The organism is Paenibacillus amylolyticus (assembly GCF_001570725.1).
Classification (GTDB): Bacteria; Bacillota; Bacilli; order Paenibacillales; family Paenibacillaceae; genus Paenibacillus; species Paenibacillus amylolyticus_A.
The window spans coordinates 573,969-598,382 of record NZ_BCNV01000001.1 but is presented as its reverse complement, the minus strand read 5'-3'; the positions used below and the strand labels follow the sequence as shown (position 1 = coordinate 598,382).

Genomic DNA, 24,414 nt, shown 5'->3' with positions numbered 1-24,414 from the left:
CTTCTATTAATGACGTATATTATAGCATGGTTTGAGATTCAAATATTTGATTCAATTCAACTTGTGCAGAGACAATGACAAAAAGACAACATAAACTCTATTAGGAGAGTCTAACGTTGTCTTTTCGAATATATGCCAATCGGTTAGATAAATGTTTTGATCGTAGCAAAATATTCACGGATCATGTTGACGGGTTTCAGATAACCCGGTGACGGGGCCGATATGCCATATTCTGCCGCATAACCGTTCTTGGCAGCGATATATTTGGAGCGGAACATATGATAGTCACTGGTGACGATCATGATCTCGGGGTGTTCCAGCCCGGACTCAAGAATGATTTTTTTGGAAAAGGCCAAATTCTCCTGTGTACTTGTGGAGCGATCTTCCATAATGACTTGGGCAGGGCTAATCCCCTGTTCAATCAGATAGTTTTTCATGGCAAGTGCTTCGGGAATCGATTCTCCCGGTCCCTGCCCACCCGATACAATGACCGGTGTCTGAGGGTGACTGCGAATGTAGTCCAGACTGGCATCCAGCCTTTGCTTCAGGGTCAATGACAATTCCGTTCCTCTGATACCCGAACCCAGAATAATGACATAGTCCGCTTCTTCCGGATCATTCGCACCAAGCTGTGTGAATACAAGCGCTTCTATGATGACAAAAGAGACGGCAACCACGCCAAATCCGGTGAGGATAATCCGCTTCAGAATAACATGCTTCTGATAGTCGATTCGTCTTAGCACGATAAAGGCCACCGTGATCATTCCGAAAAACATAACTGCAAACCTTTGGCCCCAGAAGATCAGAAATGCCACAAAACATGCCAACAGGACAAGATCAATGATCAGTCCATTTTTTTGTAAGAACTTTTTTATCAAATCCGTAGACACTCCTTCTTGTACTCGCAATTCCGCATATCCCTTATTATTCAGGCTGTTATTATCGTTAGTTTCGGCCATTGTTCCTGCCAGCACTTCTTCTGTACGCGTTGATTATAATAGTCGGCATCCGTGAAGAAAGGACTTTTGCGGACTACGAGTTGATACAGATCATGCAAGCCATGCGGAGCACAGATGTTCACCTGATCCTCTTCATCCAGCTGTACTCCTATGGCAGTCACAACTTCTGGCCAATAGCGAAGAGCATCCTCAGTAGATTGATAAGGAACTGTGCCATTGCGCAGATGCATTCTCGCCTGATTTTTGACCGACCACTTGGCATTGCCTGTCAACTCACGAAGCTGACGCTCCAACTGGATGTCTCGTTCCTCAAGCAGGTCCGACGCATCATAATAGACAACATCGATATCACTATGTAGCTCGCGAAGGGCATATCCATGAAGAAGATCCCAGATATAATTACGAACATATCCTGCGCCTATGTAACATTGAGGCAATTGCAGACTTCGAACTCGCCGCAGGTCGTGCATTAATTCCTCATGCTCCATAATCGCTCGAACGAATTTCTCCACATGCAACACGTCTGCCTCCCTGCGCTTCATCTTATTGTTCTCTTAATGCGATAAACTCTTGTTCCAATATATCATGTTTACCTAGTTGCAATAAAATGAACAACGCTTGAACATCCTCTGTACAACTTCGAATCCCTGATTAATCACAACCAAATAACCCATAAACAGCTTCGGTTATCCGACTGTCTATGGGCTACATTTGTATAGCGTTTGAAATGGTTAATATTTATTTAATCGGTATCCAGATTTGCGGCGGTTGGTTGGGTCCCGGGTATACTTCCATCTCTGGCATATACGCGTGCTCATAAGGATTGGATGGAAACCATTCCGAAATAATCTGTTTCCACAGTAGCTGCATGCTCTCCGGCATCGGGCCTTCTACTTCAAATACACTCCATTTGGAAGCAGGCATAGTGAAGCTTGATAATCCTTCCGGTACTTCACCATCGTAAGCCGTAGCAATCCAGTATTGCATCTGTTTCTCCTGAATTTCGTTCTGATCCACAACGACACCGAGTAATCCTTGAATACCCCCATTGTTCAGTTCAAACAAACGATCCTCTGTACCGCTCGTCCACGCTTCCTGCCACATCTTTCCGATGCCTTGCAGATGTTCTCCATCTGCATATGAGAAAGCCTGCTTCACTCCTACTAACGTAAATTCAGGATGTTCAACGATTTTATACTTCATCGGTTCTGCTCCTTGTAGACTCACTTGAATAACCAGACGATTATACGATTGGACAGCGTTACTATTCTTTCGAGCCTCACTGGGTGCGATACCATGTTGTCTACGAAAGGCTTTGGAGAAAGATTCCGGTGTATCGAAACCATATTTAAGCGCCAAATCGATAATTTTAATATCACTCTGAAGCAGCTCATGTGCCGCCAATGTCAATCGTCTGCGTCTTATGTACTCGGACACAGTAACATCAGTTAGTATGGCAAAGGTACGTTGAAAATGAAAAGGAGAGATATGGGCCTGCGCTGCAATCTGCTCCATCGTCATATTTTCGAGCAAGTGGTCTTCCATATATTGAATAGCGACCTGTAATGAGTTGATCCAGTTCATGTGTTAATCACTCCTTGATGTCTAATATAACTGAAAAACAACCCAATAACCTGTCATGCTGTGCTTTCATTTGTCCGGTTACTCTACCCGGCGAACACTTCCCGTCACCCCATGTTGAAGCTGTACATTTGTAAAAGTAACCGTCGTCCCCTGCCCAATGGGGGATTGGGCCACAATGCCAACTTTGATCTCTTCCGGACAGTCGAGACCGAAATAGCGAACCAGCTTCCACTTCTCTCCATCCTGAGAATAATGGAAAGCAAAGCTGTTGCCTGCCCGAGCTACACGTAAATAAGGCTTACTAACCTCTACAGGTGCTGATACACAATCATCCGAGTTACCACGAGTCACGACACTGAGAATGGACGGCTGTTCTTCGAAATACTCAAAGCAAACTTTAGCCCAATTCGTATCGTCCACTCTCACCATCAGGCAACCCGAGTCATACTGTTCTTTCATGTCCACCTGTACTTGAGTGACAATGCTGAAATCTCCCTTGATGATCGTATGTAAAAATGGTGCTGAGGCTTTGACCGGGTCACCTCCCGGATCAATGAAAAAGTCACTGATCGGCGAAACGGTTATCGTTACTTTGCCGTCTTCAATGGACCAATCCGCTGGCTCGTTCAGCCATCCCAGATTAGCAGATAATGTTTGACCTGAACATTGTTCGAATAGATTCGTCATGTGGCACACCCTTTGTCTGTAATTTTAAATTCGCTGAGTTCTCTGTTGTATTCGTGAAATAACGGAATTATCCTTTCGGATCAGTAAAAGGAAAAAAGCGACTCACATGAGTCGCTTGTATTCCTTTCATATACATAATCGTATTCGGTATGTCCAATCAATAGCACGCTATACCGGCAATACATCGGATGCACATCTAAAACCGATATGTCCGGTGGATGTATCCGGCGTATTGGGAATCCGTGCTGCCACTCTGTACCGATTGCAATAGGAACGGTGGCAAAGGTAGGAACCACCTTTTAACACCTTGCGGACTTCATCGGGAGAAGCAACCGTCTGAGCTAGTATAGGCTTTTCATGATCCGTAACATAATTGTCAGCGCACCATTCCCATACATTACCTGACATGTTGTACAATCCATATCCGTTCGCAGTAAAGGATCGGGATGGAGCTGTACCTGCATAACCATCTGCGGCATTATTTTGAGTTGGAAAGGTTCCTTGCCAGATATTGCACTGGTGCTGTCCATCCGGCCGCAGAACGTCACCCCAGGGATATTTCTTCTGGATTAATCCCCCTCGGGCTGCATATTCCCACTCCGCTTCTGAGGGCAGGCGCTTACCCGCCCAGCCACAATACGCATTGGCATCGTTCCAGGAGATATGGATAACGGGATGGTCAGCCCTGTCATTCACATCAGAGTCAGGTCCTTCGGGATGAGACCAGTCCGCACCTTCAACAACCCACCACCAGGGCGTTTGCTGCACTACGGTACGAACATGAGCAGCCGTTTGCGAAGAAACGAATAAATGAAAAACAAAGGACCAGCCGAATCGCTCGGCCTCCGTTCGATAACCTGTCTCCCTTACAAACTGTTCAAACTGTGCATTGGTCACCGTGCATTCATCCAGATAAAAGGAGTCCACCTGGGTTTCCCGGACAGGCCCTTCCCCATCACCTGCAAAAGCTTCCGGATCATTGGTGCCCACAAGTAAACGTCCACCTTCAATCCATATGCGGTCCCTGTCCTTTCGCCCAGCGATGTATCCATCATCTCCCGCCAGCGCACTAAGCGGTAGGCGGTCAACGGAAAGTGGAGATGCATGGTCAGACGCTATATTCATGTCACGGGAAGCCGTCAATTCGGGATTGTCCTCTGATTGAATTTTCACTTCCATCCTGCCGCTTCGACTTGCAGAACAGCAGCAGGAAGTTTCCTTTTTGGATATCTGACCGTGCATCTGAAGCATCCCCTTCCCCTGGTTTAAGATTCCTGATCCCCATTGTACACGACGGGAAGAATGTTCGGAACGGTTGGTGTTGTCATCCCCTCACCCAGATAATAATCCGTCAACAAAGATTGCATATATCCTTTCACCGCCAGCCCATTTCGGTAGGCGGGGTTATGCGGCAACGTGTAGATGCGGACATCGGATGGTATCGTTGTTGTGTACAGACGTAATGCTGTGAAATCACTCGTTTCATAGAGTATTTCCTCTCTCCAATCCCCGAGCAGATCGCCATAGAGCACAGGGGCGTTTCTGGAATTCACGCGAACATCATCGGCTGTAAACAGACGTGTCGTTGTGTTCTGCTCCCAATCCCACTTTTCCACAAAATTTTTATCCAGCAGCTCACCGAGTACATCACCATCCCACCAAATTCTGAAATTGGTTGAGGGCTGAACTGAACTGATCACTTCGCCATCCACATTGTAGATATTGCCTGAACTGGACCACATCTCAAGCCCATGGTACGTTGGATCAATATCCGCCAGTGTTCCCCGTGCGACATCCTGCGGGATTTCCCCTGTACGAATGATCTCGCCCGTCGCCGCATCGGCATAAAACCAAGGGAATTGATTGACGTTTCCGTTCTCCGCCTGCTGAATCCCGAATTGCTCCAGCCCCGGTCGATCCGGATCAATGTCTGTAATGTGAAAACGATCGCCATGGACTACACCCGGCAGACTGTATAAGGTCTCTCCGTTATCATCCAGCGCCCAGCCTCCGAATGACACCTCATCCTTCCCATCCCCGTCAAGATCCAGTATACGAATCTGGTGGAAAAACTCACCGTCCGCTCCCGCATGTCTCCAACGCTCAGTCAGGGCACCGCCTGCATAGTCATAGGCTGACGTCACATACTGAAAGTTGCGGCTGAGCGCACGATTCTTAAGCGCCGTAATCAGGCTTGGATGTTCACCATCCAGATAAGCAATGCTAAAGTGCCCACTGAGCGGACCATCGGCTGCATAATCATTGGTTATCGTTGTGCGTGCCGCTTCTGTTCCGGTCCATCCATCCACGACAGACACATACTGTGCACGCTCCGCTGTGGCAGGAACGACCTGACCATCCGCAAACGCTACCCCTTCAAAGGTACGCAGCAGCACTTCAGCCTTCCCGTCACTGTCCAGATCAAACACTGTAATATTGTCGTTGTCACGCCAGCCGCCCAGTCCAGCCACACCGAATTCGCTCACCGAAGCAGGTGGCGCATTATATGTATCGATCGTGGTCACGCTGTAAGGTCCCAGATCAATTCGCCACAGGAAACCTTCGGTCAGGCTGTAGGCCTCCACATATTTATTGCCTCCGTTCACTGGAATGCGGGTGACTACGTATTCATATTCCCCATCACCGTCCAGATCCCCAGGCCAGCCATGCTGCACAAAATAATCGGACGGATTGGATGTTATATTTTGCAATGGAATACTGAAATAATTGCGGATCTCGGGATTGGCTGCCAATACGACCTCGTCACTCACATCCTGTAAGCTATCCTCCACATAAGACTTCACGATATACGTATGGCTCTGGGTTACATCCACATTGGTGTCCGTATAGTTGGTTCCCTGCGTCAAAGGCTGGTCATTCAGCTTCTCCTCTTCCGTACCCGTCCGACGATAGATATCAAATGTAACCTGCTGCGGTTCGGTCCCAAGCAGACGCCAGCTCAGATATACCTTGTTCTCTCCCAGATATACGGCAGTAAGGCCTCGTCCCAAATTTTCAACCAGACGTGGTGCAGACCCTTCTGCGGCATCTGCCTGAAGTACTCCCCCTCCTGGTAAAACAAAGCCTGTCCATCCAATAACTCCACTTAACAGCAATGTGAATAGTACTTTTGTTCCTTTGGCCACAGTTGATTTGGTTTTCATTTACAATTCCCCTCCATCGATTGGTTAGTATATGCGTACAAAAAAAGCAAAGCCGGTTATCTCTGTCCCTACGAGCCAATCTAATGAGATCGACTGAACTGGTTCAGCAATAACTGCTTTGCCTCCGGTTGCCCGGTCAACAGGGTCTATCTACCGCTCTAACGGCTTGGTTCCTCCACGATCATAGAAAAAGGGGCCTTTCGCCCAACTGACAGCCAGATGCATCAGCAGTTCGGTCTTTAGTTGCTCCCGAATTACAGCATGCTGCTCCTCATCATACAGGTTCGTCCACTCATGAGGGTCAACCGTTAGGTGATACAGTTCACCCTTCGTTTCATGCACTCTGGATGCGGACTCCGCGACAGAGCCTTCCATGTACAGAATGAGCTTCCACTCCGTGGTCCGCCACATATAGGCCGGAGCCGAATGAGGCGCCGTAACGCCCTTTCCATGAAATTCACAGAACGTTCCGCGATGCCGGAGATCGCCCAGCAGATCGACACCAGGCAGCATCGGATTCGCTTCAAGTCCGGCTGCACGTGTCAATGTCGGCACCAGATCCACCAATTCCGCAGGCCCCTGGTCAATCGTTCCGCGCTTCTGCTCCTCAATGTGTGTACCAGACAAGATAAGCGGCACCCTCACGCTGCTGTCATACAGGTTATATTTGGTGAAGCGAAACTGTCGTTCCCCCAACATCTCTCCATGATCCGAGACAAATACAATCAGCGCGTTCTCCAGCCTACCCTGGTTCTCCAACTTCTCCAAAGCGAGTCCAAAGTAATGATCGAGCCAGGAGCAATTCGCCCAGTATCTTAACGTAGTCCTCCTCCGCTCCTCCAAACTTCGCTGGTCCCATACCTTCTTCTTGTCGAGATACGACTGGCGACTATTCGAATTCAATTCATCGGAAGCTGCAAGGTGAGTCTGCATTTCATCCTCCCAAGGCGGTTGCGGGATATCCGGAATATCTTCCAGCCTGTACAGATCTTCGAATGCTTGGGGCACATTGAACCCGGCATGTGGCTTCAGGAAAGACAGATAAAAAAATAACGGCCGCTCCGGGTCTACCCCTTCATCCAAAAATTGCAGCGCCTGCTCGGCTACCCAGCCATCCCGATGCTGGTTCATCGGAATCTGACTCGTAAGCCCTGTATAACCGTTGACATTTTCCTCGCCGCTGCCAAAATCCTTGGTCTCCTGATGATAGGCTTCCAGTGCTTCGGGATGGGAGTCACCCATCATTGTCGCTCCCTGTTCATAATGACCACTTTGACGGGAAAGACCGATCGATCTTACTTCGAATCCTCGCGTAGAAGGCTCATCTACACCATCACTATGGTTCCAATGCGTTTTTCCAAATCCGGCTGTCTGATACCCTGCGCGGTGCATTAACCCCGGCAACGGTTCGGAGGGCAACTTGTCTTCCTCGAACAATCCGCCATAATTCGTTCGGACCCCAAGCTGAGACGGATAATACCCCATCATCATGGAGCTTCGACTTGGCGCACACATTGGCGATTGGCAGACCGCATCGCGGAAAGTGATGCCCTCGGCTGCAAGCTTATCGAGATTCGGTGTATGAATATGTTCATTGAACGTTCCAATACAGTCCCATCGCTGTTGATCCGTCATGAGAAAAATAATATTTGGCTTGTCCTGTGACACGTCACATCCCACTCTCCTTTGGGCTGAAAACTAAGGCGTGATTTAAACGGAGCGGTTACCCCGATTGTGCCCGGTATGCTTGTGAATGTCTTCCCTGTAACGACTTGGCGTGGTCCCTTCGCTTTTCTTGAACAAACGATTGAAGTAACTGGGCTGATAGCCCACCTGCTCCGCAATTTCACTGATCTTGACATCTGTTGATTCAAGCAGCTCCTTGGCCCGGTGGAGCCTCACCTCAGTCAAATAGTCCACAAAATTTTGCCCGAATGTCTGCTTGAACGCCCGACTTAACGTGTAGGAATGAATCCCATGAAGATCTGCCAATTCATCCAGCGATAACGCTTCTGCATACTGCTGCTGCGCATGCTCCTTCATCTGATGAACCGCCATCTGTATTTGCTTCTCTTCCTTGCCTGTAAATTCCTCTACACATACGTGCACAATCCGTTCCCTGAACCACTGGAACAATTCATCCAAATCATGCAGCTGCATCGCCTCTTCGTATATCCCCACCCCAAACAGTTCGACCGGATCTTCCCCTAATTGCAAAAGGGCATGTTGTATGCGTGCCAGCAGTTGGAATAAAGCCTGACGTACATGCTTCTCCGGCACTTCAGATCCGGCATAGGTGCCAATAAATATGCTGAACTGTTCCAGGGCGGAGTCCTGTTCACCACTACGTAATGCCGAGATGATGGCCTGCTCCAGCTCAAGCGGATATACTCCATGTTCATTCACATCCTGCTCTGCCTCCCCATTCATATCAATAATGGTCACATTGGGAGAGAACTGTCTTTTCCTCAACACAGCCCTCGATTCTCTGACCAGCTGTGGGATATGAGAAGCATCTGATGTAAGTTTGCTGATTGAAACTGTCATGCGAACGTTCCATTCCGACTGCACAGTTTCAATCCAATGTTGGGCCATCCGAGATAATTCTTCTCTGAATTCAGGTGTCTCTGGCTGGACCTCTGGAGGGACAGCGAGCAACAGCGCAATGGACATGTCATGGTAATTGATCGTTTCAGCCCGGTAAGGAAGGTCCACCAACTGCCTGTTCAGAATGTCGGTTGCGGCAAAACTGATCCACTCCTGAGATTCACTCCGATTTCGCTCCTTAGCCCCATATAGAAGAACTGCACTCGGACGAATGTGAGCAAATAGGATGATAAACCGCTCATCCCTAAGAACCCAACCCAGCTGTGCCAGACGTTGCTTCCATTCATGGTCGGATGACAGTAACAGATGACCCAACGTGAGCTGAATCAACAAGCTCTCCCGGGCGAGTGGAAGTTGCTCTTCCAACCGTTGCTGCAACGATTCTCTCTCCTGATTAACGCCAATCCAGCGCTGTTCAATATGCTTGATTTCATCCAGTTGTACAGACCCATTTGGGCGGACAGAAGCCACTGTAAATATTCGCAGTAATTTCGTAAACGGTTTATAGAGCTGGAGCGAACCAACCCACGACAGGATCAGAGCCAGCAAGAGTCCAGATCCGTTGATGAGAAGAACGATTCGGGGTACAGACACAATCGGAGCTACAATTTCATTGAGGGGAACCGCGGAAACGTAAGTCCAATCGGTACCCAATCTGCGGAAGGTGCCCGATTGAACCGAGTAGGTCAGTCCCTCATATTCCATCAGGAATGAAGACAGATTACCTTCCAGGTTCAACAGATGTTCACGGACAGCATGCTGTAATCCACCAAGTTCTTGCGCTCGTGGAAGCATGGGCTTGCCCTGCTCATCCAACAAAAAAGTCGTCCCTCCATTATACGGAGACAAGGTCTGCAGCATGTTGCTCAATTGCTTGTTATCCAGCGTGACCGTTAGTGCCCCGAGTGCATCGTCGCTTCCACCAGGAAGTCGATTCACCATCATCATGGATGTGCCCTCCATGGACCGTGACCAATATGTGGCCTGGGGCTGGTGAGTCAACCGTTCATACTTCTCGATCTCCCCAGCGTCTTTGATAAAATCATACCGTTCAGAATCCATCTTCACGGCCTGCGGTTCCCCCAGATACAACTGAACTTTGCCGATCAGTGTATTGGAATTCTGAATCATCAGCAGCAATCGGTACAGTTCATGCACCTGTTTATACTTGAATACAAAATCGAGCTCTTTGAGACGGTTATCGAAAACCGGATCGAAGGCCCACTGCGAGAAGGTCAATTCAAGCGCATCCAATTGATCGCCAACCCACACGGTACGTTGTTCAAACTGATTCAGATGCGTTTGCTGCAAAATCTTTTCCATTTTGACGGTGACCCAGCCATACAACAACACACCTGTAATGACTCCCGGAATGCAGGCGATAAACAGAATCATCATCAGGCTGCGCCTGAAATAACGCCCTTTGGGTAATGGGTCTGCTGTGCGCTTGAATATCATCTGTATGGCCCTCCTATCCGGGAATACCCGCCTGAATGCAGATTCATCCTTTGACCGAGCCGATCAGTGCTCCTTTGGCAAAATGCTTTTGAATAAATGGATACACCACCAGTACTGGCAATATGGCTACAATGATCGCGGCCATCTTCAACATTTCTGTCGGCGGTGTCTCCACCTGCTGTCCAGGCGCAACCAGATCGATATTGGATGCGTTCAGCAACATGTTTTGCAATAATACTTGGATGGGCCATTTCGCAGAATCATTCAGGTATAACAGTGCCGCGAAGAATTGATTCCAGTAGCCTACAGCGAAAAACAATCCAAAAGCAGCAAGCGCAGGCATCGATAAGGGCAACACAATCGTGTACCAGGTTCGGATGGCACTACAGCCATCAATGGATGCCGCTTCGCTGATCTCTGCGGGCAGGCTGTCGAAGAAATTTTTCATCAGCAACACCGTCCAGCCATTGGCGAGCGCAGGCAGAATTAATGCCCAGATATTATTGATCAGCCCGAGTTCCCGCACCAGCAGATAATTTGGAATGATGCCCGGGCTAAACAAGATGGTTAGTACAATCAGGAACATCAGTATTTTTCTGAAGTGGAATCGCTTCTGGGACAGCGCATACGCCAGAGAGGATGATACAGCCAGGCTGCACAACGTGCCGACGGTTGCCAGAAATGCACTGTTCCCCAGCGAGCGTGCAAAGGCAGGCGTGGATAACAAATACGTATAGGCTTCAACAGACCAGCGTTCCGGAAAGAGTACAATTTTCTTTTGCAAATACTCTCCGGGGTCCGTGAATGAAACGACGAAAACATAATATAGCGGGAAAAACATGACCACAGCCAGTAGTCCAAGCGTAACCACATTTAGGGACTGTCCAATCCGCTCACTCCATTTCATGCGATGCATTCGAAACCTCCTCTCCATTGATTAATGGCTGCCCGGGTATGGATAGGTGCCGGATCGAACTAGTAGACGCCTTCCTGACCCATGCGCTTAACTACACGATTTGCGACAACGACCAGCACTAGACCAATTACGGATTTGAACAGTCCAACCGCTGTACTGTAGCTAAAATCGCCCTGCTCGATCCCTGTGCGGTATACATAGGTGTCGAACACCTCGGCCACTTCAGATACAGCGCCGTTGTACATAAGGAAGATTTGCTCAAACCCCACCTCCATGATGTCTCCGAGTCTTAAAATCAAGAGCACGATGATGACACTGCGGATGGCAGGCAACGTAATATGCCAGATCTGGCGCAATCGTCCCGCTCCATCCATGCGTGCTGCCTCATACAGCTGAGTATCCACACTCGCCATGGCGGCCAGGAACACAATCGTGCCCCAACCAGCTTCCTTCCACATCGCTTGCAAGGTGACCATGATCCAGAAGCTGTCCGGGTTCGTCAATATATCCACGCGGGGCCATCCCCATAAAGTGAATAACTCATTAATCAGTCCCGTTCCTTTGGCGAACAGCAGCAGTGTTAACCCGGCAATGAACACCCAGGAGAGAAAATGCGGCATGTAGATAATCGTTTGAATCAGTCTCTTATACGCCACACTTCGCAGTTCATTGAGTCCCAAGGAGATCAGGATCGGAAAAGGAAAGAATAAAATCAGATTGAGCAGGCTGATTGCCAGCGTATTTCGGAACAACAAAGCAAAATCCGGATTACCAAAGAGTGCTGTAAAGTGCTGCAAGCCTACCCACTCACTGCCCTGAATCCCCCGAAAGGGCGAGTAATCCTGAAATGCAATGATGATGCCCCACATCGGGATGTATTTGAAAACGAGGAAGAACAATACGCCCGGCAATGCGAGCAAATATAACGACCGGTCACGCCGAAGTGCGGACAGCAGGTTTAAGCCTTTCTTTTTGGATGAAGTCTGCCTCCCCTTAACCGTACTCATTCGTTGCTCATGGGTGCTCATGGTGTGCAGCTCCTTCCCTCAGATTCACTGTCCATTTCTTTTCTTGTAAGCTTCGGTCATCTCATCACTCATCGCCTGGAAATTCGGATCATTCCGCAGGGTTTCCACAAAGGCATCCCAAGCTTCAATCGGCTCCCGGCCCAAAATAATTTTCGCTTTCAGATCCTGGATCTTCTTGTTGAGTTCAGGCAGCACTTTCTGCCCGGTCTCAGATTGAAGGCCAGCGGCCAGATCCGCCACGCTCGTTTTGTCTCGCTCTGCCTCCACTTTTTTGAACAGTTCATTGGCCTGTGTCTCTTCATCCGTTTCACCCGTGGTATCCCAAGGCAGGTCGATGACGTTAACGATATGATTGAAATCCGACGCGTTATCCGCCGTCAATTTTTCACTACTCGCTACCTTTTTACCATCCACCACTTCATAATGCGTACCTTCAATCCCGAACTGCTGAATTTCAAATACTTCCGGATTCATCCAGGTATCAACGAGTTGGAGAATTTGTTTCATCTTCTCTTCCGGCACACTGGCAGGGATCGCCAGAATACCGTTGTATCCCGAACCTTTCGGATTATATCCATTCAGATTGGTCAAAGGATAGAAATCCGTATATTTAAAAGAAGGATCGACCTTCTTCAGGTCATCGGCATAGATTTTGCGCATCGTACCTGTCTTGTCCACGATAATGCCCGCCTGATTGCGCTTGAACAGTTCCCTGGCCTGCGTCAGCTTGAGCGAAAGCAGATCTTCCGGCATCATGCCGCTGCTATAGGCTTTGGTTAGATATTGAAGGGATTCTTTCACCTCGGGCAACAGCTCCCTGTAGACCAGCTTCCCCTGCGACTCATCCCATTTCCAACTGCTATTGGTTCCGATAAAAGAATTCTCAATGGCACCGAGTACTGGGCCGAGATTACCTCCCCAACCGAGATCATCCGGACTGATATAAGCAGCAAGTGCCGTGGTATCTTTGGTTCCGTTACCATCGGGGTCCTGCTCCACAAAAGCCTCCATCACGTTGAACAACTCATCCGTGGTCTCTGGCACCTGCAAATTCAATCGGTCAAGCCAATCCTTGCGGATGATGAAAAAAGAATCTCCAGTGACCGGGCGAGGCCGCGGGATCCCATAATTGTTGCCATCTGATGCCTTGGTTGTATCCCAAGCAATATCGGGAATGCCTCCGCTGAGGTTCGAATAGTCCTTGATATAAGGGGTGATATCCCAGAAAGCACCTTGTTTGACCATCTTGGTGAAGGTACTTCCAAATGGATCATTAATCATGATGAGATCAGGTATATCCCCGGAAGCCAGGGTCAGATTGAGCTTGTCACCGTAGATATTGTTGGAGACCCACTGGATATTCATTTTGGAGTTAGTCGCTTCTTCAATAGCGCGTTTGATTACATTATCATCAGCAGCAGGGACGGCACTCGGCGTGATGGTCATAATGCTGACTTCCAACGGATCGTCGGCATTGCCACTGCTGCCACTTACCTGTCCTTCTTCATTATTTCCGCATGCACTAAGCACCACGGACATGACCATGACAACCGATATGATCCAGGTCAGATTACGGGTGTTACGTTTCCCCACTTTTTGCATAGGCTTTCCCATCCTCCTTAGTCTCTTAAACCTATAGTCTTAATCGGATTAACAATTAAAAAAGGGGCTTTGACAGGCTCTTGAAGAAGATTCTTCCTGACCGGTCAAAGCTTTCACTCACTATAACGAACACCCGTATTTCCTGCAATTGCACTTTTTTGCACCGGTTATAAACGGTGAAAATGTGCCCTAAACGCCTTCGCTTCAACGATAAGGTCTAAAAATGCGCTCGTCCCACACTTGTACTTCAATATATCGTTCCGGGCCTTGATTACCTTGCCGGTTCCATTCTTGAGGCCAACCATAGGCCTGAATAATTTCCAGAATTTCGTCTTTGGTGTATATCTGCTTACGGTAAGGTTTATCATCCATATATCGCATTGTTGGAAAGAGGTCTCCATAGGTGAAACTTACAACTTCGGCAGACAGATCTTCCCAAGGGATGATCAGTAAATCTGGTTCGTTATACCAAGATGACAGCCATTCACATGCACCAAGGGTCAGATAGTGGGGATATCGATTGGTGGGGGTTCCTCCCTTGGCCTTAAACTGCTCGTACGCTTGATGTTCAAGTGCTCTACGGATGGTCATATAATCCGCTGATCGCTGACTGGCAAAATTCCGGCCTTGATCACGGATTTGTTGAGTAACTATTTCGGCTTCTTCATTAGACAGGCTGGAGAGATTGCGGAAAGGTCCAAGACTTTGTTCAAAATAATGATACGCCTTCAAATCCGTCATAGGAATCTCACCACCTCCAACAAATCGTTCCGTATCCATATTCGTTAGTCATAGTGTACATCATGCCATCATTTATGGAAATATCTGTAGCAAATTAGTTCATTCATCGAGACCTGTATCCATTCGCATGAGATCGTTTCATATAAAAAGCGTCAGCATTGGCATAATTCTCTCATGCCTTGCTGACGCTTTTTGTAAGTTGAGTATTCTTTCAGATGACAGCCCTACAACCAACTCCACTTCGGTAACTGATCGAGCGTAATGACCTCTTCGCTGTTATACACTTTCTTCAAAAACGCCACATCATTATGTGTCCCATCTCTGAGGAATCCACCTGTCCAAGTACAGAACCAACTCCAGTGCACATCCTGTTCCTTCATTTGCTCAGGATCAGGGATGGAGCCGTTCTCGGCGAGTGCAATGATTTTGTTGTCCTTCACAAGTTCTCGCAGGTTGGCGTAACGTGCAGCCAACGGGCTGTGATCTCCTGCTTCCGGGTATACATCTACACTCACAATATCCACGACATCATCCCCTGGATACCATTCCGGTTTTTCTGAGTTCCAGACCCAGATAAGGTTGTGCAGCTGATGTTCTTGAACCAATCGATCATACAACAACTGATATAACTGTATGGCAGGTTCGGGGCCTTTCGCTCCCCACCAGAACCAGCCGCCCTCCGCTTCATGAAGTGGTCGGAATAAAACAGGCACACCAGCATCCTTCAACTCTTGCAAGTGAAATGCAATCGCATCGATATCCCGGATCAAAAGTCTGTACTCTTCTGACTCAGTATCAGCCAGCGCTGATGCCAGATCATAGGTGGTTGCGTCCGTATAGAACCCCCGCCACCACTCTTTACCTGGTTCATCGATCAGATCCGTCGGTGCATTCCAGTGCCAGCACAGCGTCACAATGCCACCTTGTCGGTGCCATGCAATCGCATCCCGGATCTCCTGAGAGACCGCGCCGCGCTCTGTTCTTGATGGCGAATATTCCATGAGATCAAAGCCAATCACAGCTGGTTTGCGGCCTGTGTTTTCATTAATCCAGTTCAGATTGCTGTAATCCTGCTGACCTGACAACATCCCTTTCCCATAACGCTCGACCAGAAACGCCATTAATTCTCTCGCTTCAGATGTCGCTGCTTCATTCACCGGAGCACTGTTGATCGTAGGCACCGTCATCACTAACACCTCCAATTGGGTTTACCATGTTAACCCACAACACCGGAACGTTCAATACTCTCCACGAAATAGCGCTGTACAAACAGATACAAAATAATCAGCGGTGCAATCGCCAACAAAATGCCTGTATCCACGATCATGGCCACATAGTTCGGATCCGCCTTAATGCCCGAGTTCGAACCAAATCCCATCAGTTGCGGAATCAACTGGTTCGCCTGAGCTGGTAAGGAAGCCACCTTCAGCGAGATCAGTGGACTTTCACTCATAAACAACGCCGAATAGAATGTATCATTGTACTGCCATACAAAAGAGAACAAAATGACCGTAATTAGTGGTGAGATCGCATTGGGCAACATGATTCGAGCAAACGTTTTGAATCCGCCTGCACCGTCAATCAGTGCGGCCTCCTCAATCTCCTTCGGCATGCCCTTGAAGAACTGACGGAAAATATAGATGAACAGTCCCGCCTTCAGCCCTCCCGCTGTAGCAGCCGTAATTATTGAAGGCCAGTACGTATTCAGCAGATTGATGCCATTCGTTCCGGTGAACAACTGGATGATGCCCAGAAAGTCAAAGCTGCGGAAATGCAGATACATCGGCACCATGAGCGTACTTGTCGGTACCAGAATCGTGAGAATTACCAGCACAAAGAGCACATTGCTACCCGGAAAAGAAAACCGGGCGAAGCCGTATCCTGCAAGCGCACAGGACATGGCTGTCAGAAGCGTTGTAATGGTAACGAACAATAACGTGTTCGCCAGCAGAGGCAGGTAATCCATCACTTGCGCCGCTAGCCGGATATTATCCAATGTAAAGTGCTGGGGAATCATATAGATCGTTGGATTGTAGATATCCTGCTTATCCTTGAACGCAACTGACACTTTGAGAAATAACGGGTATAAAATAATAAATGAAATACCGATGACCAGTGCATATCTGAATATGGAATAGAGAAGGTCCGATGTCTTGTTTCGCACCCGATGCATGTGATAATTCTGCTTCGGAACTACCACCATGCGATCTGTCCCTGATGCAGCCATAATCTGAAGCCTCCCTTAATGTTAACCGTCAGTTGTAGTGAACCCGCCGTGACAGCACCCAGCCTACTACGATCAGGACAAGACCAATCACCAGCGTGTACAACCAGGACATCGCCGAGCTCAAGCCAAAGTTCTGGGTTTTGAATGCGGTTTGGTAGATGGCCTGTGTGACTGGACTCCCGGCAAATGAATCAATGATCGTATAGATGACATTCGTCAGAATCAAGGGACTGACCATGGGAAATGTAATTTTCCAGAACGATTCATAGGCTGTCGCCCCTTCGATCTTCGCAACCTCATACATCGATCCTGGTACTGATTGCAGCGCGGCGAGGAAGATCAGAATCTGAACGCCTGAGCTACTAATAATCTCATAGATCCGCATGATGGCTTCTACAATGTAATCCACATAGGCCATCGGTAGTCCCACATCCGCCAGCATCCGCACAATGGATACCACGTTGAACGAAGCACCGCCATCGGCTGATGCATCCACCGCACTCGCATCCCCCATTAGATTGATTAATCCCGCAGACTCAGCTGCTGCGACTGCACTGGAAGCCAGAATAACCGGCAGGAAAAAGATCGCACGTGCCATCGTTCTGCCTCTGAACTTCTGGTTGAGCAATGTCGCCGTAAACAAACTGAAGAACAGAATCATCGGCACGTTCAGTACCATCGCTCCAACTGAATCCACCAGAATTCGGTTGAATGTAGCGTCAACCAGAAGTGCATCCTTGAAATTTTTAAATCCAACGAAGTCCAGAACGTACCCGCCCGGAGCAACGGACAGATTACTCAGACTGAACCGAATCGATTGCAGGAGTGGTGTGGCAAAGAGGAAGATGAAACCGAGCAACCACGGAGAAATGAATGCAAGTCCAAGCAGCGCTCTCCGTGACTTCAATGATAATCGAATGGTTCTCATCGGTTCATTCCTCCCACCACATAGTCCGTCCCGCCAACCGTTGTTCCATCCACGGTTACTGCATCCGCATTGTAATTCACAAGGATGGATGTACCCCCAGTATAGGTGATCCGAACCACGCCATCCTGAATGCGTTCATGCTTGAGAATCTGCTTATTCGCCAAATTTCCCAGCACTTCATTGGCCTGCTTATACAAAGCAACGGCATCATCCACCCAATATGCATACTCCGTTGCGTAGGCCGAATCATAATTCGTCAGCTTCAGCCTGGATGATGGTTCATAGGTCCATTGAAAATATGGAGCTGCCCCATGCTCCAGACTGCGCAGCAACTGTTTGCGGAGATCCTGATCCCCCGACGTGTTCATCGGAGATGCCGCATAGTTCATGTATCCATGAATAACCATCGCATAAAAAGGAACTTCTTCATCGGTAATATTGAACCGACTCGACCCTGCGGGTACATTCACAACATGTTGTGCACTTCCCCAAGCGTAACTATTGGCTGCGGATACCATCAGGTTCGGATAGGATTGTTCCAGCTTGCCCAGCTGCTCCTTCACAATGTTCTTCGCCGTCTCCCGATGAATCACCCGACTATCCCGATAATCTGAAGTCAGGACCTGCCCGAGATCACGAAGGGATAATCCACCAAGGCCCAGTTTATTGAATTTGTCAGCAAACTCATTCACCACATAAGGAAGCTTGGCCGCTGAGAGCAAATAATAGCTGTCCTTACTCTGATCCATGCGATTAAGCGCAGGATTGTATGGATATAGTTCCGCGGTCTCCTTCGTTACAAACCGAGCTGCATCCGAGGAGGGAGCAAAGCGCAAATCATCGTGATACATGTGCTGGAAAGCCACATCCGGGAACAGAGCTCCACCCGACTGCTCCAGCTTAGCGGACAATGCTTGTAGCTCGGAACGACTACCTACTTCACTATCCAATTTCACCCGGGTTGGCGTATGATGGCTGATGCCGCCACCGAACCATCCCTGATAACGCATCTGTACGCGGTTCACACCTTCCTGCTGTAACTTCGCCGCCATTTCGGTGGCCTGTTCGTACGTCGTCATGGCTAAGGTGGTCCGATAAGGCACACTCAGGAACGAAGCCTTTTTGTCCACTGCACCAAGCACATCCACATAAAACGGCAACTCCGTCTGTTCTGAGAGTGGCTGCAATACATCCTGCTCGATCAACTGCTGCTGATACAGGCGGGCCATTCCTGAGTAACTGGCATCTTCTCCATGAAGAAAATGATAGCGAACCTGAATATCTCCACGGAAAGGCTCATCGCTAAGCAGCTGGATCTCCTGCATTTTCTGCGAGGTGTACATCTCCAGCTCATCCTCTCCGCGCAGGGAGAAGGTCGCGTGTACATGGTTGTAGCTATTCTGTCTGCCTCCAATATCCGCGGAGATACTGGCAATGCCATCCCCTTTTTCAATGACTGCAAACCAGGCTTTCTCCCCGTTCTTCAGACCAAACACAGGCATATACGCGGATTCACTAACCTGAGGACGACTGAGCGAATTATCATTTGGGTCTGCGCCATATACACGCTGTACATACTGCTCTTCCTGGGTTTTTCCGTTGTTCAGATGGATCAGGCTGCCTGAACCGTCGGGCACGAGCATGTAACCCTCACCCTTCGTATCCGCCGCACCAAAATAAGCGAGCAAATCAATATTTCGAATGCGGTACTGCCCACTTTCTTCTATTTGGCTCAGAGGCACGGTCACAACGAGTGCCCCCTGCTCAAGTCGATATTCCACAGAAATGACGAAGCTGGGCTTATCCGATACACCTCCGCCTTCGACTCCATTCTCCTGATTGTCAAAAGCCAGATCGTCCACCGTGTAACCTGCCGTCTCAAAGGCACCCAGCATCTTGTTCAGCACAAGTTGCTTCGAAATCTGTCCATCCAGCCGTTCCAGAATATCCGGATTGTTCTTGGTTGGATAATATCGGGCAGATGTGTACCTTGCGACAGTAGCATCCAGCTTGGAAAGCACTTTCTCCTCCAGACGCTGTTTGCTAATCAGTTTAGGCAGCGCATCAATGCCAAGTGACGTATCACCAAGCGTATAGTTCACCCGAATCCCTTGATCGATCTGGCCCACTGTGAATTGCTTGTTGCTAATACTGGAGCTGAAATTCGGAAAGTTCTCCAGTGTGCCCATCGAATCCCGGAAAGACACGTTCAACTGGGAGGACAGCACCTCTTTTTCATATGCAGAAGCGAGACCATCCTCAGCCCGTTCTTTCGGATTGCTGTACCAAATCTCTCCACTTTTCCCGTCCCGTACTGCAATTTCCGTTGTCTCCTCGTTATAATACAGGGCGAGTCTCTGATCTTCGGCGACCAGTTGCATACCAGGCACGCCCTGCGAGGAGTCGCTAAGGAACTGCAACGGGTCCTCCGTGACGGGCATGGCTCTGGTTGTCGTATCCAGATAAGCCGCGGCTTCTACGGCAGGAACCCCCCTGTTGTTTATATACAGCAGCCCGGCTGCAATCATGATCACAGCTGTACCACCAGCCAGCACCGTATATAATCGTTGCCTTTTGTTCACGGATGCCGCCTCCTTTAGGTCCGAAAAATCAACTCGCGGTAAATGTTATAACCGAATTCGTACAACTGTTGCAGCATGCTGAAGACCAGTGCGCCAAGGAATACGATAATGCCCATCACAATGAGTGTCAGCACCATCGTTATCATTGTTCTAATCACCGTGTACTGGTGTACCGTCATCATGCCAATGAACAGAAGCAGTATAAACCAGAAGAATGCAATGCTATTGAACAGATAATAAAAAGCAGTCTCCTCCTGCACCATGAACCGGCTGATCACGATCATCGGGGCATAGATCAGAATAATTGGAATGAGTGAGTAACCTGTCGCCAGAACGATTTCCCTGAACTTGCCTTCCCCTTCCATCAAGGTCGTTACCGCCCAGTTGGCCGTGCACCATAGAAAGAAAGGGACCGCAACTGTGGCGATCTCGATGATGCTATTAATCGTACGAGGATCGATGTAATTGACGAGAAATCCTGCGTACTGCTTTTGCAAAATCATCATGACAATGGTAAGCGCCAATGCTGCAAAAGCAACAAGCAGCCGTCCCCGGTTATCCGACTTGAGGTCCCAGAATGCATCAATGGGGTGAAAAATGAGATGCAGCGGAAACTTAATGAAATCCTGCTTCACGATCAACCTGCCTCCTCCGTCTCCATTTAACCGCTACCCGGGTCAGGATCAGAATGACAATCAGCGCGATTGCAGCGGTCAGGAATGTACCGAAATGTTCCTTCATCATCTCCCGCCGATGCCTCTTGAACGCGACAGAATAACTCTTGCGGTCCATTCCAAGTTCGAAGTAACCCAGCGCTTCCTCGTTTTTCTTCTCCATTAATAAGGACTTGCCGATACCGATATAAGCGATGTCATAGTTAGCATTCAGCTTAAGCACTTCTCTCCATATATTCACGGCCTCTGTGTCCTCGCCCCGATAGTGGAGTGCCACCGCTTCATTCACACGGGCACCAAAACGGGTCGGCTCATAAACGACAAGGTTGTTCTTGCCCCGATCCAAAACCAAGTGATGCTCACCCGATTGTTCAATCGCGACAGGTGTTTTGAGCGTGCCCACCTGATTTCCTTTGCCACCGTATATGTAGAGCAGATGACCTTCATCGTCGTACGTGAACACCCGGTTCTGTGTCGCATCCAATACACTGTACATGCCGTCGCCCAGCACTTTCACATCAATCAGTTTGGAGGGACCCGGATTGTTACGGAACCGGATATCGCCTTTGACATCGTAATAACCAAAGCGTTTCAGTACATCTTCACCAGACGGGTTAAGCCGCTTGATCGGTTCATTCGAGCCGGGATCAATATTCGTTGCATACACGAATCCTTTGTGGTCAATATCCGCATTGGAGAACTCCGTTGGAACAAACAGGACCATCTGCGCGCGCTGGGCTTTGGTCGATAACATGCGCCAGATGTATTCCCCGTAGTCCCGCTCCACTTTGTTGGTACCGACATATCCGATAAATTTCCCACTCTCGTCAAACTGCATGATGCCTTCGTAGACCCCCTGTGCCACAACATACACTCGGCCTACATGGTCCACCGTCAGCTTCAAAGGCTGAAACTGGAATTGGGTCGATAGGATATCTGACTCGGGCTTCGTGATGGTTTGTATCAACGTCCCCTCTCCATCAAGGACAACCACACGACTGTTTCCCGTATCGGCGACATATATGCGTTCTTCTTCATCGACAAACAATCCACCTGGAAGGTTAAAGGCCTCCTTGCTACCCTCCATCATGAATCCATCGATTACGCGCAGCAGCTTAAAGCCTGGGTCCAATACGACAATTCGGCTGTTACCACTATCCAAAATATAGATCAATCCAGAGGGAGAAACGTTCACATCACCGGGGTCTTTGAACTCACTAATGCCGAGGTCACGGCCTGATATCGTACGCTCGGGCAGATAGGCATCTGGTGAAGGAACAGCCTCTTTCCAGTAGTTGTAGTTATAACTCTCATACGGCGCCGGGGAGGCCGCCGCAGGCACGGCATTCACCAGCAGCAGAGATACTGCCGCCAGGAGAACAAGCCATCTTTTCACTGTGCGTGCCATATCGTTCCCCCTTAATCCTTCATGCCCGAACTCGCCATCGTCTCAATGATTCGGCTCTGAGAGAAAATAAATAGCGTGATCGGCACACTCATCAAAATCAGTGCTACCGCAGCACCCGCTCCTGCCCGGGATATTCCGCCCTGAATAATCTGACCTGCTGCATAATGCAGGGTCTTGAGCTGCTCGCTATAGATGTATCCATTGCCATCACTGCCCCATAACATCTGGAACAGTAGAATGATCAATGTAAGCCAAGCTGGCTTCACATTGGGCATGACGATGGACCAGAAGATCCGGTATTCACTGGCACCATCAATCTTGGCCGCTTCCAGCAGCGCATCCGGGATCTGCTCCATGAACTGCTTCATCAGATATAACCCGAGTGAATAGGCAAATGCCGGAATAATAACGGCCCAGTAGGTGTCGATCCATCCGAGCCATGACATGATCATATAGTTCGGAATGGCCGTCACCGCAGGTGTGAACATCAGTGACAGTACGACCACTTGGAACATGAATACTTTGCCCGGAAACTTGTGTTTGGCAAGCGGGTAAGCCGCTGCGGAAGCTAGCAGCACATGGCCTACGATACCGATGCCGGTTATAAACACTGTGTTGAATATATAACGTGAGAACGGCACCCACGAGTCACTCAGCAGATTCAGCAGATCTGTAAAGTTGCTGAACGTCGGATTTTTGACAAACAGCGTTGGTGGAAAGGTGAAAATCTCATCCAATGGTTTGAATGCATTGTTGATTGCATAGATCAGCGGCAGCACCATGAAGGCACCAAATACGAGCAGAAGGGCAAACAGGGAGAGACTTCCCGATAGCGAGCGATTTACCCGCTTTTTGCCTGTCGCAATTGCAGCCATAGCTATTCTCCCACCCTTCGAAGCAGTTTCTGTACCAGCAAGTTGGTGCCCACCATAATCATGAACAGTACGGTGGCAATCGCCGATGCGTAGCCCATCTCAAACCGTGTTGTACCGAAGTCGATCAAGTGGGTGACCACCGTCTCTGCCGCATAGTTCACGCTCGGGAACCCGGCCAGTGCGATCGACACATCGGCCACGGCAAACGAGGTTGTGAGCTGAATGACTGCGCCGAACATGAGCTGCGGACGCATTGAAGGCAAGGTGATGTACCATAGCTCCTGCCAGCGATTTTTAATGCCATCCACCGCTCCTGCTTCGTACAACGTCCGGTCCACCGTCTGCAAACCAGCGATAAACGCCAGAAATCCGGTTCCGAGACTCAGCCACAGTTGCACAAGAATGAGGATCGGCATAATGTAAGCTTCCGTCTTCAACCATTGGATCGGCTCCAGCAGAAAGCCCCATTTGATCAACAACCCATTCGCAATGCCATAACGATCTCCCGAGAAGATCATCAGCCAGATAAAATATACATTGCCCGAGATGGAGGGCGCATAGAAGATCAGCGTCATGAACGCTCTCCATTTCGGCGTTAACTCATTAATGATCCATGCGAAGACGAAGCAGGCAATATAACTGATTGGTCCGGTAATAATAGCGAACAGCAACGTATTCTTGATCGCAATCAGGAATACATCATCCTCCAGAAACAGACGAGTATAGTTCTGCCAGCCAATAAAACGCGGAAATTCCAGCATGTTAAAGTAGGTGAAGCTGAGTATGATCGAGATGACAACCGGAATCACGGTAAACATGATGAACAGGAGCATATAAGGTGCAAGCAGGACATAGGAATGTTTGCTGGCCTTCATTTCCTGGAGCTTCCAGCTCCACCACGATTTCATGCCCATCCTTGACGCTTTCTCAGGAGGACTGTTTTGTCCGTCTCGGAGTGATATTTGTGGCACGAT

At 48.9% G+C, this 24,414-nt stretch carries 20 protein-coding genes; all 20 read right to left on the bottom strand.

The genetic code is table 11. The features are described 5' to 3' along the window. Positions 1–143: 143 nt before the first annotated feature. The 20 genes from PAHA3_RS02865 to PAHA3_RS02770 all read right to left on the bottom strand — a co-directional run bounded on the left by PAHA3_RS02865 (position 144) and on the right by PAHA3_RS02770 (position 24,354). Positions 144–878, bottom strand: coding sequence for a YdcF family protein (locus PAHA3_RS02865; RefSeq protein ID WP_062835949.1), 735 nt, complete (start codon positions 876–878; stop codon positions 144–146). Positions 879–928: 50 nt separating this feature from the next. Continuing rightward, complete coding sequence (locus PAHA3_RS02860; protein ID WP_062833389.1) at positions 929–1,501, bottom strand: nucleotidyltransferase family protein; 573 nt, start codon at positions 1,499–1,501, stop codon at positions 929–931. Positions 1,502–1,697: 196 nt separating this feature from the next. Then, positions 1,698–2,543 (bottom strand): AraC family transcriptional regulator, encoded by an 846-nt coding sequence (locus PAHA3_RS02855; RefSeq protein ID WP_062833388.1) that lies wholly within the window; start codon positions 2,541–2,543, stop codon positions 1,698–1,700. A gap of 78 nt (positions 2,544–2,621) precedes the next feature. Further along, positions 2,622–3,230: a DUF1349 domain-containing protein gene (locus PAHA3_RS02850; protein ID WP_062833387.1), complete on the bottom strand. Its 609-nt coding sequence runs from the start codon at positions 3,228–3,230 to the stop codon at positions 2,622–2,624. Between the two features lie 168 nt (positions 3,231–3,398). Next, a complete protein-coding gene (locus PAHA3_RS02845) occupies positions 3,399–4,409 on the bottom strand; it encodes a formylglycine-generating enzyme family protein (protein WP_082762848.1) in 1,011 nt (336 codons plus the stop codon). 86 nt (positions 4,410–4,495) lie between these two features. Then, complete coding sequence (locus tag PAHA3_RS02840; protein ID WP_062833386.1) at positions 4,496–6,394, bottom strand: rhamnogalacturonan lyase family protein; 1,899 nt, start codon at positions 6,392–6,394, stop codon at positions 4,496–4,498. A gap of 150 nt (positions 6,395–6,544) precedes the next feature. After that, positions 6,545–8,062 carry a sulfatase family protein gene (locus PAHA3_RS02835; protein ID WP_082762697.1) on the bottom strand — a complete coding sequence of 506 codons (1,518 nt, stop codon included), beginning with the start codon at positions 8,060–8,062 and terminating at the stop codon, positions 6,545–6,547. Between the two features lie 42 nt (positions 8,063–8,104). Continuing rightward, the gene (locus PAHA3_RS02830) at positions 8,105–10,459 is read right to left on the bottom strand and encodes an AraC family transcriptional regulator (protein ID WP_062833385.1); all 2,355 of its coding nucleotides are present in this window, start codon (positions 10,457–10,459) and stop codon (positions 8,105–8,107) included. Positions 10,460–10,502: 43 nt separating this feature from the next. Next, the gene (locus tag PAHA3_RS02825; RefSeq protein WP_062833384.1) at positions 10,503–11,375 is read right to left on the bottom strand and encodes a carbohydrate ABC transporter permease; all 873 of its coding nucleotides are present in this window, start codon (positions 11,373–11,375) and stop codon (positions 10,503–10,505) included. A 59-nt stretch (positions 11,376–11,434) separates the two neighbouring features. After that, a complete protein-coding gene (locus PAHA3_RS02820) occupies positions 11,435–12,403 on the bottom strand; it encodes an ABC transporter permease (RefSeq protein ID WP_082762696.1) in 969 nt (322 codons plus the stop codon). A 24-nt stretch (positions 12,404–12,427) separates the two neighbouring features. Next, positions 12,428–14,005: an extracellular solute-binding protein gene (locus tag PAHA3_RS02815; RefSeq protein WP_062833383.1), complete on the bottom strand. Its 1,578-nt coding sequence runs from the start codon at positions 14,003–14,005 to the stop codon at positions 12,428–12,430. A 204-nt stretch (positions 14,006–14,209) separates the two neighbouring features. Beyond that, a complete protein-coding gene (locus tag PAHA3_RS02810) occupies positions 14,210–14,746 on the bottom strand; it encodes a hypothetical protein (RefSeq protein ID WP_062833382.1) in 537 nt (178 codons plus the stop codon). Positions 14,747–14,970: 224 nt separating this feature from the next. Further along, complete coding sequence (locus tag PAHA3_RS02805; RefSeq protein WP_062833381.1) at positions 14,971–15,933, bottom strand: glycosyl hydrolase; 963 nt, start codon at positions 15,931–15,933, stop codon at positions 14,971–14,973. 29 nt (positions 15,934–15,962) lie between these two features. Continuing rightward, the gene (locus PAHA3_RS02800; protein WP_082762694.1) at positions 15,963–16,973 is read right to left on the bottom strand and encodes a carbohydrate ABC transporter permease; all 1,011 of its coding nucleotides are present in this window, start codon (positions 16,971–16,973) and stop codon (positions 15,963–15,965) included. Between the two features lie 28 nt (positions 16,974–17,001). Next, a complete protein-coding gene (locus tag PAHA3_RS02795) occupies positions 17,002–17,901 on the bottom strand; it encodes a carbohydrate ABC transporter permease (protein WP_062833380.1) in 900 nt (299 codons plus the stop codon). Beyond that, a complete protein-coding gene (locus PAHA3_RS02790; RefSeq protein ID WP_062833379.1) occupies positions 17,898–20,483 on the bottom strand; it encodes a DUF5696 domain-containing protein in 2,586 nt (861 codons plus the stop codon). Before PAHA3_RS02790 ends, PAHA3_RS02795 begins: the two co-directional genes overlap by 4 nt. Before the next feature lie 14 nt (positions 20,484–20,497). Then, positions 20,498–21,118, bottom strand: coding sequence for a YIP1 family protein (locus tag PAHA3_RS02785; protein ID WP_062833378.1), 621 nt, complete (start codon positions 21,116–21,118; stop codon positions 20,498–20,500). Further along, on the bottom strand, positions 21,099–22,565 hold the full coding sequence (locus PAHA3_RS02780; RefSeq protein ID WP_062833377.1) for an NHL repeat-containing protein: 1,467 nt from the start codon (positions 22,563–22,565) through the stop codon (positions 21,099–21,101). Before PAHA3_RS02780 ends, PAHA3_RS02785 begins: the two co-directional genes overlap by 20 nt. 11 nt (positions 22,566–22,576) lie before the next feature. Beyond that, on the bottom strand, positions 22,577–23,440 hold the full coding sequence (locus tag PAHA3_RS02775) for a carbohydrate ABC transporter permease (protein ID WP_017689719.1): 864 nt from the start codon (positions 23,438–23,440) through the stop codon (positions 22,577–22,579). Positions 23,441–23,442: 2 nt separating this feature from the next. Continuing rightward, the gene (locus tag PAHA3_RS02770; protein WP_062833376.1) at positions 23,443–24,354 is read right to left on the bottom strand and encodes a carbohydrate ABC transporter permease; all 912 of its coding nucleotides are present in this window, start codon (positions 24,352–24,354) and stop codon (positions 23,443–23,445) included. Positions 24,355–24,414 lie beyond the last annotated feature (60 nt).